8 protein-coding genes and 3 pseudogenes are annotated in these 13,262 nt (G+C 60.9%); 6 read left to right on the plus strand and 5 right to left on the minus strand.

The genetic code is table 11. The annotated features are described in order from the left end of the window. Window positions 1–92 precede the first annotated feature (92 nt). The 4 genes and pseudogenes from ACFXGX_RS12310 to ACFXGX_RS12325 form a co-directional block, all read right to left on the minus strand. Window positions 93–254, minus strand: a pseudogene (locus ACFXGX_RS12310) (IS5/IS1182 family transposase); the annotation flags it as partial. Between the two features lie 389 nt (window positions 255–643). Further along, window positions 644–1,243 carry a hypothetical protein gene (locus tag ACFXGX_RS12315; RefSeq protein ID WP_384788683.1) on the minus strand — a complete coding sequence of 200 codons (600 nt, stop codon included), beginning with the start codon at window positions 1,241–1,243 and terminating at the stop codon, window positions 644–646. 285 nt (window positions 1,244–1,528) lie between these two features. Further along, window positions 1,529–2,221, minus strand: coding sequence for a HEPN domain-containing protein (locus tag ACFXGX_RS12320; protein ID WP_384788686.1), 693 nt, complete (start codon window positions 2,219–2,221; stop codon window positions 1,529–1,531). Between the two features lie 3 nt (window positions 2,222–2,224). Next, window positions 2,225–3,478 (minus strand): DUF262 domain-containing protein, encoded by a 1,254-nt coding sequence (locus ACFXGX_RS12325; RefSeq protein WP_384788689.1) that lies wholly within the window; start codon window positions 3,476–3,478, stop codon window positions 2,225–2,227. Between the two features lie 827 nt (window positions 3,479–4,305). On the opposite strand from ACFXGX_RS12325, the gene ACFXGX_RS12330 reads away from it, so the two are divergent. Both ACFXGX_RS12330 and ACFXGX_RS12335 read left to right on the plus strand, forming a co-directional pair. Next, entirely contained in the window at window positions 4,306–5,271 is a 966-nt protein-coding gene (locus ACFXGX_RS12330; RefSeq protein ID WP_384788692.1) for an SIR2 family protein, read from the plus strand. Between the two features lie 264 nt (window positions 5,272–5,535). Then, a complete protein-coding gene (locus ACFXGX_RS12335; RefSeq protein ID WP_384788695.1) occupies window positions 5,536–5,781 on the plus strand; it encodes a hypothetical protein in 246 nt (81 codons plus the stop codon). 31 nt (window positions 5,782–5,812) lie between these two features. Here ACFXGX_RS12335 and ACFXGX_RS12340 read toward each other — a convergent pair. Then, window positions 5,813–6,585 (minus strand): annotated as a pseudogene (locus ACFXGX_RS12340) (IS5 family transposase); the annotation flags it as partial. On the opposite strand from ACFXGX_RS12340, the pseudogene ACFXGX_RS12345 reads away from it, so the two are divergent. From ACFXGX_RS12345 to ACFXGX_RS12360, 4 genes and pseudogenes are all read left to right on the plus strand, one after another. Beyond that, window positions 6,585–7,118, plus strand: a pseudogene (locus ACFXGX_RS12345) (transposase); the annotation flags it as partial. The pseudogenes ACFXGX_RS12340 and ACFXGX_RS12345 sit on opposite strands and share 1 nt — an antisense overlap. Before the next feature lie 300 nt (window positions 7,119–7,418). Continuing rightward, window positions 7,419–8,933 carry an N-6 DNA methylase gene (locus ACFXGX_RS12350; protein WP_384788698.1) on the plus strand — a complete coding sequence of 505 codons (1,515 nt, stop codon included), beginning with the start codon at window positions 7,419–7,421 and terminating at the stop codon, window positions 8,931–8,933. After that, window positions 8,926–10,143 carry a hypothetical protein gene (locus ACFXGX_RS12355; RefSeq protein WP_384788701.1) on the plus strand — a complete coding sequence of 406 codons (1,218 nt, stop codon included), beginning with the start codon at window positions 8,926–8,928 and terminating at the stop codon, window positions 10,141–10,143. Before ACFXGX_RS12350 ends, ACFXGX_RS12355 begins: the two co-directional genes overlap by 8 nt. A gap of 1 nt (window position 10,144) precedes the next feature. Then, complete coding sequence (locus tag ACFXGX_RS12360; RefSeq protein ID WP_384788704.1) at window positions 10,145–13,219, plus strand: type I restriction endonuclease subunit R; 3,075 nt, start codon at window positions 10,145–10,147, stop codon at window positions 13,217–13,219. Window positions 13,220–13,262: the final 43 nt, after the last annotated feature.

Below are 13,262 nucleotides of genomic sequence, written 5' to 3' on the forward strand. Positions count from 1 at the left end.
AAGCCGACTACCTTGCCGTTCACGAACTGGCCGCACGCCAAAAGAAGGCTCGGACGCTCGGGAGACCCAGTGTGGACAATTTGGATGCCATTTCATCTGGTGAGTCTGTGGTGAGCGGTGAAGGCGAGTAAGTACTCCGGCTTTCGCTCGTTGCGGCGGTGGCGGCGGCAGCCGGCCATCCAGGAAACGGTCCGCTCCACGACTCGGTGGTGCCGGCTCAGGCGTCGCGATGACACGGTGCCCTTGTGAGCGAGGATTCAGTAACCGTCGGGGTCCGGGAGAGGCCGCGATGCGCGCAGTCGGGGACGGGTAACGATGCGGCCCTACTGCGCCATGACGCTTGCACGTCGACTGACTTGGTGGCTGGATGCGGCGACAGTCGGGGTGACCGCCCTTGCCCCGAGTGCCGGTGCCGCGATCGGAAATCGCCGGGTGCCTCCGGAGGCCCCGTGCGGATCAAGCGTTTCAGCAGGTCAGCGTCCTACAAGTACTAGGCAGCCTCCGGCCGGTCCACGAGTAGGCCGCAGATCAGCTATCTGAGGTAGGAGGCTACGGGATGAGATCCGGCTCGGTGCAGCCGTAGGTCCCGTCGTCGGGCCAGACGACGACGCACCCCTGGCTCTGGGCGAGGTCGAGTAGGTCCTTACGGGTTGGGATGGCAGAAGGATGACGCGAACGGCGGGTCCACAAACCGGCTGTAGTCCGCGAGCTGCCCGATGGCCATCTGGACGTTCTCTCGGGTGACGCTGCCCTTGGCCTCGGCGAGGAGACCGAGCTCCTTGCAGTAGAGGTCGGTGAACAGCGGGCGGTTCTCACCGGGCGTCAGTACCCTGTGCCGGCAGGATTTGTGGCCCTTGCTCGCGAGGTAGTCGGCGAAGGCCTTGACCAGCTTGGCTTCCCGGCGCTCGGGTTCGTAGGACTCACCGTTGGGGTTGACGAACAACTTCTCGGTCTCGTTTCGCTCCAGGGGGAGCTCGTCCACTGTGTTCGGGGCACCACTGAGTAAGCGTCCCAGCTTTGTGGTGGGGTGCTTCGGCTCCGTGCCGACGGGCTTGAGACGAAAGATGATGACCTTGCGGAGCGGGCCGTCATTGGTCTCCGGCGCGTCAGCCTCGTACCAGGGGTCCTCCTGGGCAACGACGAATTTACCTTGGTACGTGATGGTCCCGCGGGCGCCCTGGAACACGCGCAGTGCGTGTTCCTCGGCCTGGTGGTTGAGGACGCTGGCGTTGCCGGAGAGCATGCGCTGGTCTCCTGCTGGCCTTCTCCGCTGTAGTGGAAGTGGCCGTCCGGCATCCAGTCGTCGTAGTAGCCGTGCTTCTCGCCGGCCACAGGATCAGTGAAGCGAACAGGTTGGGGGTCTTCGCGGACGGGCCGATGCCGCCCTGTGTCCGTCCCCCAAAGATGCTGTGGAGCTCCTTGCGGGGGATGGTGTCGCCCAGTAGGAGCGTCCATTGCACCGGAGAAGGTGCAGACGTGGTGGGTAGTCCCCTAATGCATACGTGCTAGTTCGGATACATGCTGAACACTAGCGCCAAGCAGGAATTAGCACCCTGGGTGCATATCTATCCATATCGGATAGTCCGGGCTCGATGACATGAAACCTGTTCAGCTCCCCGGCTCCCGTTGGAATTGTCGGGATCAGGGCGCCTGCGCCGTGAGCGACCTGGCCGCGCTTTTCCCCAAGCTCGTTCATCTTGTCGCGAAAATGTTGAGTGAAGAACGTGTCACGGAATCCCAAGGGAATTAGGACCACGTTCAAATTTGAAGGCTTAATCCCATTATTCTGAGCGATCCTTTTCCGATGGGCTTCAATTGCCTTCGTTAGGGAACTGGCGGTCGTTGACCAGCTCCTCTGGAGCCCATCCGGTGAGAAGTCTGGGTAGCTGGCATTCCCTGAACTGCGAGTATTGGCCAAAGGGTTGAGGGACTGAAATATGAGCAAGTGGTGCCCTGCGTGCGTGAGGCGGCCAAGTCGGCATTGCCGTTCGGTCACATCCAGAACATTGCGTGCGATACTTTCAACATAGTGTTGCACCTCTGCGTGCATGAGTACGCGGAATGCATGCAATCTGTCAGTATCGGCTTGACTCTGGGATACCAGGTTCTTTGAGATGGAGAGCGAGGAAGCCAACTGGCTGATTCGACTCTGAAGGATGACTATTCGGCGAGATCTTCTGCAGGGGTGACCAATATGGGCGCCCAGATGCATGTATGCCATTCATCACGCCTTACGAGCCGCGATCGGAAGGAAGGGGAGGAGGAAGTCTTCGCTGCGCAGTGGCGTTCCGATGGCGCGCCCCAAAGCCTCGCCCCAGAGGTCGATTCGCCCGTTTACTGCGTCAGACCGCTTCGTCGTGGAGATCAGGAAGGATGAGAAAGTCGCGTTGCTTCGACAAAGCTCTTCGAAGGCTTCGACAACTTGCTCCGCTTTATCCACCGCTAGGGCACTGACACGAGGATCCGAGAAGTACCAAGTCATAAGATCGAATACTGCCACATTGAACCGCGGCATGTACTTGGCTCGGTCGGCATCGAATCGCAGGAATGCCGTTCGTCCGAAGATTTCGAACGTTGTCTCGATGGCCCTTTCCAGGTCTGCAAGCAGGTCTCTCAGTTCTCCCTCGATTTCCGGGTAGTGATCATTTCCGCCCCTGAGTACACGGTCCAGGAAATCGCGCAGATCTCCTCCGTATTTGTTCAAGTTGGTCTTGAATCCAACGTAACGCAAAAGAGTCTCGGCGTCCCTGAGCCTGGTGTCTGCATCCTTTAGGCGTCGCGCTTTGAGGAGGGGGCGACTCTCCGCGCTTTCCTTATTGATGAAATACGTGAGCTGGCCCGGGTAGAGAGCCTGGCGTAGTTCGTGTGACGCCAACGGAACGCTCGCCTTGTTCAGGCGCGAAAAGATCAGATGCAGAAGCGCAGGGGTTCTCCAATTCCTTACCACGATGGTTCGAATTGGTTGGGCGTACATTGTTTGAATCAGTCTGCGGGTGTCCGTGCTCAGGCGAATTTCGTCAAAGTCCTTCCCGGAAATTCGGTCTCCGAGGAGCTCGAGTCCCCGCAGCTTCAGCTTTTCCGGATCTCCCTTAACAAAATTCTTTAGGGCGGTGAGTCGCTGCTTTCCATCCAGTACGTAGAAGTGGCTAGGGTTTATCAAGCTCTCGGCCAACACCAAAGGAGGTACGGGAAGTCCCAGCATCAAGGATTCGATGTATAGGCTCTGGCGATCGTTGTTCCAGGCCGTCCGCCTTTGGAACGGTGGGGACGTGAAGATGACGCCTTGCGAATCTGGGTCGTTTGGATCTGCGTCGATCTGTTCGATGACGGAACCGATCGTCCAGTCAACGGTGTAGATCACACTTCCCTGAACCTGTTCAGCTGTGAGTTGTCCTGGCTCCTCGTACGATTCGCCGAATTCGTCATCGGAATCGATCTGGATCTCGATCTTGGATGCGCCGGATTCGTCAGCGTCCATCAAATCTCCCTCACGTCGTGCTTGTGCTAGTCGGCAGGTCTACCTCACGCCCCGTCAACTAGGTTAGCGTGCTGCGTTTTTGCCTGTCTGGTGTCCGTTACGGATCGACACGCCGTTTCCGCCTCAGGTGGGCGGCCTTCCGGGTCGGTGGAGCTGCTTCGGTTGACGTCCTGACCGGGCCTGATCGGGGGGCTGCGAGCTGCCGGGAGAAGACTTGAAGGACCGATGTGGGCGTCACTTGAGCCTCAGCCGACGAAAGCCAGCCACGACGGCGGGTGCGCCGGCCGACCAGGCACGCGTGTGTTCGCTGCACCCCCACAAGCCTCAACCACGCTGTTGGCTTGTCTCGTCGATCAGAGCAACGAGCGGCGGTCGCGCGTGGCGACCGTTGCAGGCCCTCAGCTTGGGAGCCGTGATCGTCTACGGCTGGGTTGGATGCTGACCTGCGCGGACGCCTGGACTGTGGCCTCGTCGCTATCGGCAGCTCTCGCCGTGATGCCTTGCTGTCCCCCGTCCGATCTGGTGCTCTTGTGGAGCGCCTCGGTGACTTGACCTCCTCGTCCCGAACCTGTTCGAGGGGCCTTGGGGATGCTGGTCGGGCGGCTATCTGGGGCGCTGGGTCGGTTGCGGTCTCTGCTCCGTGGTTGTAAGGCAACTATCGTCGTTCAGTGCCGACCAGGTTAGGACCCTTGTTCTTGCTCGCAACCACAACGGACCGCGCAGGTGCGATAGAGACACGACGCGCGACTGCGCGTGACCCGACCTAAAATGAAGGCAGCGGGTCATTTCGACAGCTCGACGGGGTGCCGTCCCGCGAGGAGCTAACTATGACCATCGGCGATCAGGATCTGCTCAAAGATAAGATCGTTTGGAAAGTGCGCAATCCTGACAATGATCAGCGAATATCCTTCGTAGTGGGGTCTGGATTGACTCGCGGGCCTGTTCCTGGCGTGGCTGAGTACGTTAGAAAATTTCGAAGAAATCTTGACACTTCCGAAGCGCGCACAAGGTTCGACACTTCTGTTGCAGGAACCAAAGGGGCAGAGGCATACCAACGGGCTGCCGCATATATTGAGCTATCGAAAGACCGTAACTTCCTGACCCGCCTTGTCCGCCTAGGGGTCCTTCAAGCGTGTACCGGATTGAGTTCCGCAACTAAGAACCGGCTTGTCAGGAACGAAATTGAGTTGGCCGATCTGGAATTGGATCCGAGTATATGGAATCTCACGCCCGGTGTAGAATCGTTTGGCGAGTTGCTGGTCAACATTCCAAGGGAGAGAAGGGGGATCGTCCTTACCACCAACTTTGATCCTCTGATAGAGGTAGCAGTTCGCAAAGCTGGTGGCCAAGCGCGCTCGCAGTGGCTCGAAGGTGATGGCAGAATTGCCCCTTGGAACATGCACAATGAGATCCATGTTATTCACATGCACGGTTTCTGGAGTCAAGGCAACACCCTGCACACGGAGTGGCAGCTGACCCGGCCTCGGCCCGTCCTGGAGGGTTCCGTGAGGGACGCCCTTACCAATTCCTTCGCACTTGTTTGCGGGTACGGTGGCTGGAAAGATACGTTCACCAGGTCGCTTCTCGATCGCGTGCGGGAGCAAAATGACCTACGGATGGAATATGCTTGGAGCTGGCATTCGACTTTGGATGAATCGGATTTTTCCTATGGAATTCGCGCCGAGCTGAAGAATATAGGCTCAGTGTTTCATTATGCAGGCGTAGACTTGAATTCATTCTTCCCTGACCTGGCAGCCGAGGTGAAGAGACTTTCCGGCTCAGCCGGACCTTAGAGCTTGTAACACGATCATGCGATCCAGTGCCAGTAGTCGTGTCGTGGTGGAGCGTGGGAGCGTGGCCCTGGATCGTGGGCGATGACCTGTGTAGGGAAAGGGGGTTGGATGAGCGTGGCGTGAGCGGCGACGTCGCCGGAATCGGGATTGTTCCATCCGGTTGAGAGACGTTCAGAGGTGAAGGATCTGTCGGACCGCTTCAGCGACCTGCGTTCCCGTGGTCAGGGGTACGTCGAGGTTCGGTCGCCGAACAGGGAGTTCCCGGTGCTGATCCTGGCCTTCCGAGATGATCACGCGGTCGTCCATCTGATGAGTGACACCGAGCGAATGTCTCTGCTCGTAGGAGACGGCACCGTGCCCTCGGGTGCCGAGGTCGAAGTCCCGATCATGGACGACCTCGCCGCGTTCACGGGCGACTTTGTGCTGGATATCGATCGGGCGTGGGACCTGGTGCACGACTTCACCCAGACGCGGGCGGTCGGCTCTCTGGGTGAGTGGTGTGAGTTGTAGCCAAGAGCTCGTGACCCGATAATGATCGGTGCTTCTTCAGTCGCCTCCAGCAGATGAGGCCGCAGGCCAATGAGACGAAGGCGTCGTGGAGTTCGGTTCGGCGTTCCCAGCGGACGGCGAGGCGTTTGAACTGGTGGAGCAGGGCGAAGGTCTGCTCGACGACGCAGCGGAGTTTGCCCAGGCCCTTTAGGTTCGGGACGCCCTTGCGGGAGATGACCGGCAGGATCCGGCGCTTGCGCAGCTCATCGCGGTGGGGGTTGAAGTCCTAGCCCTTGTCGCCGAGCAGCGAATCGGGGCGGCGGCGTGGCCGGCCGGGACGCCCGGCCACGGGTGGGATGCCGTAGACCAGGGCGAGGGTCTGGGTGACGTCGTTGACGTTGGCAGGGGTGGTGATGATTTTGAGCGGGGTGCCGCGGCCGTCGCAGATCAAGTGGTGCTTGCTGCCCGTCTTCCGCCGGTCGACCGGTGACGGACCGGTGTCGGCTCCCCCTTTTTCGCACGGATGTGGGAGCCGTCACCACACGCCCTGGACCAGTCGAGTTCGCCAGCCGCATTCAGCTCGGCAAGCAGAATGCGGTCCAGCCGGTCGAAGGCCCCGGCCTGCTGCCACCGCTCCAGATGCCGCCAGGAGGTCTGTCCGGAGCCGAACCCCAGCGGCAGCAGTTGCCAGGCAATGTCGTTATGGAGGACCTACAGGATGCCCTGCAGACACAGCGGGTCCGCCACCGGCCGCGGCCCCAGTGATCGCTCAGGGCAAGTCGGCAGCAACGGCTCGATCAGCATCCACAAGTCGTCATCTACCATCCATGGCCGACCGCATCATCGACCACCTCGGGCCGATGCTCGCGCTCCAGCCCCGCAAGCGGTTCGCTAAGGACACCGTGCTCATCGTGGACGGCACCCTGGTGCCCGCTCGCGACCACACCATCGACGAGTAGTCAAAGAACTACCGGTACTCCACCAACCACCAGGTCGTCATCGCCGACACCCGGCTCGTCTTCGTGGTCGGCCGACTGCAGCCCGGGAACCGCAACGACTTCAAGGCGTGGGAGGAATCCGGCGCCAAAGCCGCCGTCGGCAGGACACTCACGATCGCCGACGGCGGCTATCCGGGCACGGGACTAGTCATGCCCCATCGCCGGCGCGTGGGCGAAGACCTGCCCGACTGGAAGAAGGCGCACAACAAGTCCCACAAGCAGGTCCGCGCCCGTGTCGAGGACGTCTTCGCCCGGATGAAGACCTGGAAGATCCTCCGAGACTGCCGCCTCAAAGGCGACGTGGTCCACCACGCCATGCTCGGCATTGCCCGCATGTACAACCTCGCCCTCGCCGGATAGGCGAGCGGACCGCACCGCGACCGACCCCACTCCCGGCGACTCAAAGATCATTTACGGGACAACCCTTAGCCGTCCCTTTGTTGGCCTCGGCTACTAGCAGAGTTCGTCCGGTGACGCGTTCCAGAAGCTCCAGTACGGTGGCCAATCGTTCATGCAAGTGTGTCCGCGATCACGCAGGGTTCGGAGCGTGGGTGCTGGTCATCGTCTGCAGGTCGCTGCTGCCGGCCGTACCGGACTCCCAAAATGTCAGTGCTCTCCTCCATAATCGGGGCACCCTCTTCAACGAAGGACCTCATGTCTGTGACGATCACCCAGCACGAGCTCGAAGGCCGGCTGTGGGATGCCGCGAACGCGCTCCGCGGCCCCGTCGACCCGGCTGACTTCAAGACCTACGTCTTCCCGATGTTGTTCTGGAAGTGGATCAGCGACACCTGGGTCCACGAGCACGACGCGGCATTCGACAAGTACGGCGACGACCTCGACGACGAGATCGAGGCCGAATTCCACCGGTTCGAGCTGCCCGAGGGCACGCTGTGGAGCGAGGTCACCAAGAAGGTCACCAACCTCGGTGCGGAGATCGCGAAGGCGTTCCAGCGAATCGAGATGGCCAACCCCCGCTCGCTCGCCGGCGTCTTCGGTGACGCCTCGTGGGGCAACAAGGAGCGCATCCCGGAGTCGGCTCTGCTGGGGCTCATTCAAGCGTTCAACAAGATCAGGCTGGACCCGTCTACGGTCTCACACGACTTGCTTGGCGCAGGCTACGAGTACTTGCTGAAGAACTTCGCCGACGAGTCGGGCAAGAAGGCTGGCGAGTTCTTCACGCCCCGTGAGGTCGTGAACCTGCTCGTCGGGATCCTCCAGCCTGAGCCGGGCGAGTCCGTCTACGACCCGTCTTGCGGCTCCGGCGGGATGCTTGTCGCGACGATCAACCAGCTGCGCGAGTCCGGCAAGGACCATCGCACGCTTAGGGTGTACGGCCAGGAGATCAACCTGACGACGGCCTCGATCGCTCGGATGAACCTGTTCCTGCACGAGATCGAGGACTTCGACATCAAGCGCGGAGACACCCTCCGCGCTCCAGCGTTCAAGGCCCCCAGCGGTGCGGTCCGCCAGTTCGACGCCGTGATCGCTAACCCGCCCTTCTCACTGGCGAATTGGGGAGCGGACCGCTGGTCCTCGGATCCGCGAGCCATCTGCGGCGTGCCGCCGGCGCAGAACGGCGACTACGCCTTCGTCCAGCACATGGTCTCGTCGATGAAGCCTGGATCCGGTCGTGTCGGCGTGGTGATGCCCCACGGCGTGCTATTCCGCGGAGGCGCGGAAGCGAAGATCCGCCGAGGCCTAATCGAGAAGGGCGTTCTGGACGCCGTCGTCGGACTGCCGCCCAAGCTGTTCTACTCGACTGAAATCCCGGCATGCCTGTTGATCTTCCGCGACCAGAAGCCTGTCGAACGCAAGGAGCACGTCCTCTTCATCGACGGTTCGGCCCGGTTCGTCAAGGGCAAGAAGCAGAACCGTATGTCCGAGGATGACGTCAAGACTCTCATCGAGGCGTACCAGACAAGCAACGACCCAGATGGTGAGGGCGGTGCGAACGTCCGGCTGGTGCCGTTCGAGGAAATCGAGCAGAACGGCTTCGACCTGAACATCGGCCGCTACATCAAGGTTGCTGCAGAGGAAACTGCCGATCTGGGTGCAGCATTCGTCGCGTATGCCGATGCTCGCCAACACCGGATGGATACCGAAGCTGTCATGTTCGAGCGACTCGCAGCGGCAGGCGTCGACCTGAGCATGTTCGGGATGTCCAGTGGCTGAGTGGGAGCGGGTCCGGCTCGACGAGGTCATCGCGCTGAACGTCGACGCGGTCCCGGTCACGGCGACGACCTCCTACAACATCGTCGGTGTCTTGAACCGCGGTCGGGGCCTGTTGTTCCGGGCCCCGATCGCTGGCGATGAGACCTCGTACAAGACGCTGAATCGCATCCGTCCCAATCAGATCGTCTACAGCCGCTTGAAGGCGTTCGAAGGTGCAATTACCGTTGCTCCGAACGATCTGGGCGAGGTTTACGCGTCGCAAGAATTCCCGACGTTCACGTGCGGTGAGCGATTGCTACCCGAATACATCCGGCTCCTTACCACCACAAAATCACTCTGGGAGCAACTGCAGGCGTTGTCGACCGGCATGGGCGGCAGGCGTGAACGGGTCAAGCCGGTTGACTTCTTGACGATTAAAATCGCTCTCCCAGCCTTGACGGAGCAGCGCCGCGTCATCGATGTCATGGCTGCCGTGGACGCGCAGATCGCGACACTGGATTCGGAAGCGGCAACAGTTCGCCACCTCTTGCGATGTGCGCTGTCTGACCACTTTGAATCGGTTCTCGGACGCCAGTTTCCTATTGAGGACCTCTGCTCGCATGTGGTCGGTGGAATTTGGGGCTCGCCCGAGGGCGAGAATGAGGTTGATGTGTTGGCTCTGGGGCCGCGAATCTATGCTCCTGCTACAACAGGATTCGTTACTGATGGATCGCCAGTGCGGTCGTTCACGCAAAAACAAGTTGAGCGGCGTCTTGTGCAACCTGACGACATTGTTCTAGAGCGATCGGGAGGTTCTCCAGAGCAGCCCGTTGGGCGGGTGGTAATTGCTGGATCGGGCCTACCGCCGTGCATCCCGACAGACTTCCAGCGACTTATGCGACCCAACGTCGAAAAGGTCGAGCCCCGCTACCTATTCTGGCGGCTCCAGCATGACTGGAACGCAGGTCTCACGCGATCCTTCAGTCGGCGAACAACGGGAATCACGAACCTCTCAGTCAAGGACTACATTGCTCGCGCAGTTCCTGTTCCTGACAGAAACGAGCAAAGGGCTATTATTTCCGTTGCGGATGCCATCGACTTGAGCCTCAGTGAGATCACGAACGAACTAGCTCGCCTCCGCACCATCCGCTCCGCGCTCCTGAAATCGCTCCTGAACCAGGAAATCGAGATTCCCGAGTCTTACGACGTTGTGTTCGAGGGGGTGTCCTGACGTGGGGTGGACGGAAGCGAGCACCATTCAGCGCTCACTGCTCGAATGGGCGGAGGAGGCCGGATGGGAACGTCTCCAAGGGGAAGCATTACCGCGCGATGAGCATGACGTCATCGTCGCGGACTGGGCACGGGAATCCTTGATCGCGCTGAACCCAGAGCTGGTCGACGACCCTGAGTCTGCGGACCTCGTTCTGCATGAGGTCAATCAGGCTGTCCTCGATGCACATAATGGTCTCGTTGCAGCCAACGAGCGGCTGACCGTGATGCTTCGTGGTGATCACTCGTTCACGACGATCGACGGTAGGCATGTGCCTCGTCGGCTGATCGACTTCAATGACCTCAATAACAATCGCTTCACTGTCGCTGACGAGGTCACCATCAACGGTGCAGCCAAGCCGCGCCGGTTCGACGTCGTCTACTACGTCAACGGGTTCCCGCTGGTCGTTGCCGAGACCAAGACGCCTGTGAAGCATCAGGTCTCGTGGGTCAACGCCGCGAAAGACCTTCACGACGTGTACGAGGCGGAGTACCCGAACTTCTTCGCGACGAACCTCTTCAACGTCGCTACAGAGGGCCTGGAGTTTCGCATGGCTCCGATCCGTGCGGTCCCGGACCCCGACTCCGAGATCTGGGCCCCATGGGGGTCTACTGAGGACGACCCAAAAACCGTTACGGGCCCGGCTCGAGTTGAGCGGGCCGCGCGTTTGCTGCTGCGGCCGGAGACGATCCTGCCGATTCTCAAGGACCTGGTGATGTTCCGTCACGCTCGGGACGCCTCCGAGGTCGACATCAAGTTCTTGCCTCGCTATCCGCAGTTCGAGGCGGCTCTGGCGATCCACGCCAAGGTGCTCGCAGGCTGTCCTGGCGGACTGATTTGGCATCATCAGGGATCGGGAAAGACCGAACTCATGGCGTTCGCTGCTGCCCGTTTGCTGCGTGATGACGCGGTGACGGCGAAGTTCGGGAGCGCGCCGACTGTCATCGTGATTGCTGACCGTAAGGATCTGGTCCGGCAGACGGCAGAGATGTTCGAGACTGCCGGCATGCCGCGGATGTCGGTGCCCCGCAATCGCCGGGAGCTGCATGCTCTGCTGCGTAGCGGTGAGCCCGGCGTGGTCATCACGACGGTGCACAAGTTCGCTGAAGCCGGCCATCTGAACAACCGGTCGAACATTGTGGTTCTCGTTGACGAGGCGCACCGCTCGCAGGAGGGGAAGTTCGGCGATGCGTGGCGGGCGGCGGTGCCGAATGCGAAGTTCTTCGGTGCGACAGGTACTGCGATTGAGGACAAGGACCGTTCGACGTTCAAGCTGTTCGGCGACCCTGGCGACCCGGACTTTGTGATGTCGCGGTACACGCCGGAGCAGTCCATCGCCGATGGATTCACCAAGCCAGTCATCGTGGAGGGCCGGTCTGTCGGATTCAACCTGGACAAGGAAGCCCTGGACGAGGCCTTCGACGAGCTGGCCACGGAGGAGGGCCTGGACGAGGAGGAGAAAGTTTTCCTGTCGGGGAAGGCTTCTCACATCGAGACGATCCTCTCCAACCCTGAACGCGTTGCTGCTGTGTGTGCCGACATCGTCGACCACTTCCTTACCTATGTCGCGCCTCTGGGGCAGAAGGCTCAGGTCGTGGCCTACAACCAGCGCCTTGTGATCGCATACACCAGAGCCATTGAGGCCGAACTGGAGCGCCGTGCTGCAGTTATGCCGGACGGACGACTCCGTGAGGTCGGTGTGGTGATGCACGTCGCCGACAGCAAGGAGACCCCCAAGGAGCACAAGAAGTACATGCTTGCTCCGGAGCGGGAGGAGGCGCTCAAGCGCCGCTTCAAGAGGGTCGATGACCCGATGTCGTTCATCGTCGTCACTGCGAAGTGGATGACTGGCTTCAATGCGCCCATCGAGGGCGTGCTGTATCTCGACAAGCCCGCCAAGGACACGAACCTGTTCCAGACGATCACGCGGCCTAACCGCCCGTGGAAGAACCCTGTCACCGGACAGCGCAAGGACTTCGGGCGGGTCGTCGACTACATCGGGCTTGCGAAGGCCATCGGCAAGGCAGTCGTCGGCCCGAAGGTGAAGGACGACGAAGGGGACGAGCTCAACGTCACCGACGCCTCCAAGCTGGCGGGGAAGTTCGTCGCCGACCTCACGCGTCTGCTGCATCTGTTTGACGGCATCGACATCAGTGACTCGTCGTTCGAGTCGCTCGCCGAGGCCCACGAGCGTATCCCCGAGGGTGGCGCGCAGCGCACCGAGTTCATCGAGACCTACGTTGCCTTGCAGACGGTGTGGGAGTTCCTCGACCCGCACCCGATGCTCCGGCCATTCAAAGGGCAGTACTTCTGGCTGGCGAAGGTGTACGAGTCGATCCGGCCCAAGGACGTCTCCAAGACGTTCCTCTGGGCACGTCTTGGCGCGAAGACCACTGACCTGATTCACGGTCACATGACTGATGTGGGCGTGAAATCGATGACGTCGAGGACAGTCACACTCGACGCTGCCGGCTTGGCGCTGGTGAAGAAGATTGCCGAGCAGCTGAAGCTCTCCGAGCGGCAGGCGCCGGAGTCAAGAGCCGATGACGTGTACCAGGAGGTCCTCGACTCTATCGAAACGCGCCTCAGGCGTCGGCTCGCCGATACCGAGAGTCCGGCGTACCAGTCGCTGGCGGAGCGGATCGAGAAGCTCCGTGCCAAGGCGATCGAGAACGTCGAGGACTCGCTGGCGTTCCTCGAGGAAGCGCTGAAGATCGCTCAGGACGTGGTCGCCGCAGACCGGGCAGCGGAACAGGGCGACCAGGGGTCGCTCGACCGGCTGGCCGATCCGAAGCGTGGGGCGCTTACTCAGATCGTCGCGGAGAACACACCGCCCGGGCTGCACAAGATCGTCCCCGACATAGTCTCGCGGATCGACTCGATCGTCGTCGAGGTCGCCTATGCCGGTTGGAGCGCGAGCGACGCGGGCGACAAACGTGTCCGTCGCGAGCTGCGTTCCGTCCTGAAGGAGTACAGCTTGCCGATCAAGGGCGAGCTGTTCGACCGAACGTACGAGTACGTTCGGGAGAACTATTGAACGACGTCACGACCGGGACCATCGCAAAGATTGCGCAAGTGCC

This window comes from Streptomyces sp. NPDC059371 (genome assembly GCF_042751995.1).
Taxonomy (GTDB): Bacteria; Actinomycetota; Actinomycetes; order Streptomycetales; family Streptomycetaceae; genus Streptomyces.

Excerpts from the sequence above, each read along its gene's own strand:
- ACFXGX_RS12315 (WP_384788683.1), bottom strand. The coding sequence starts at position 1,243 with ATGCTCTCCGGCAACGCCAGCGTCCTCAACCACCAGGCCGAGGAACAC.
- ACFXGX_RS12320 (WP_384788686.1), bottom strand. The coding sequence starts at position 2,221 with ATGGCATACATGCATCTGGGCGCCCATATTGGTCACCCCTGCAGAAGA.
- ACFXGX_RS12325 (WP_384788689.1), bottom strand. The coding sequence starts at position 3,478 with ATGGACGCTGACGAATCCGGCGCATCCAAGATCGAGATCCAGATCGAT.
- ACFXGX_RS12330 (WP_384788692.1), top strand. The coding sequence starts at position 4,306 with ATGACCATCGGCGATCAGGATCTGCTCAAAGATAAGATCGTTTGGAAA.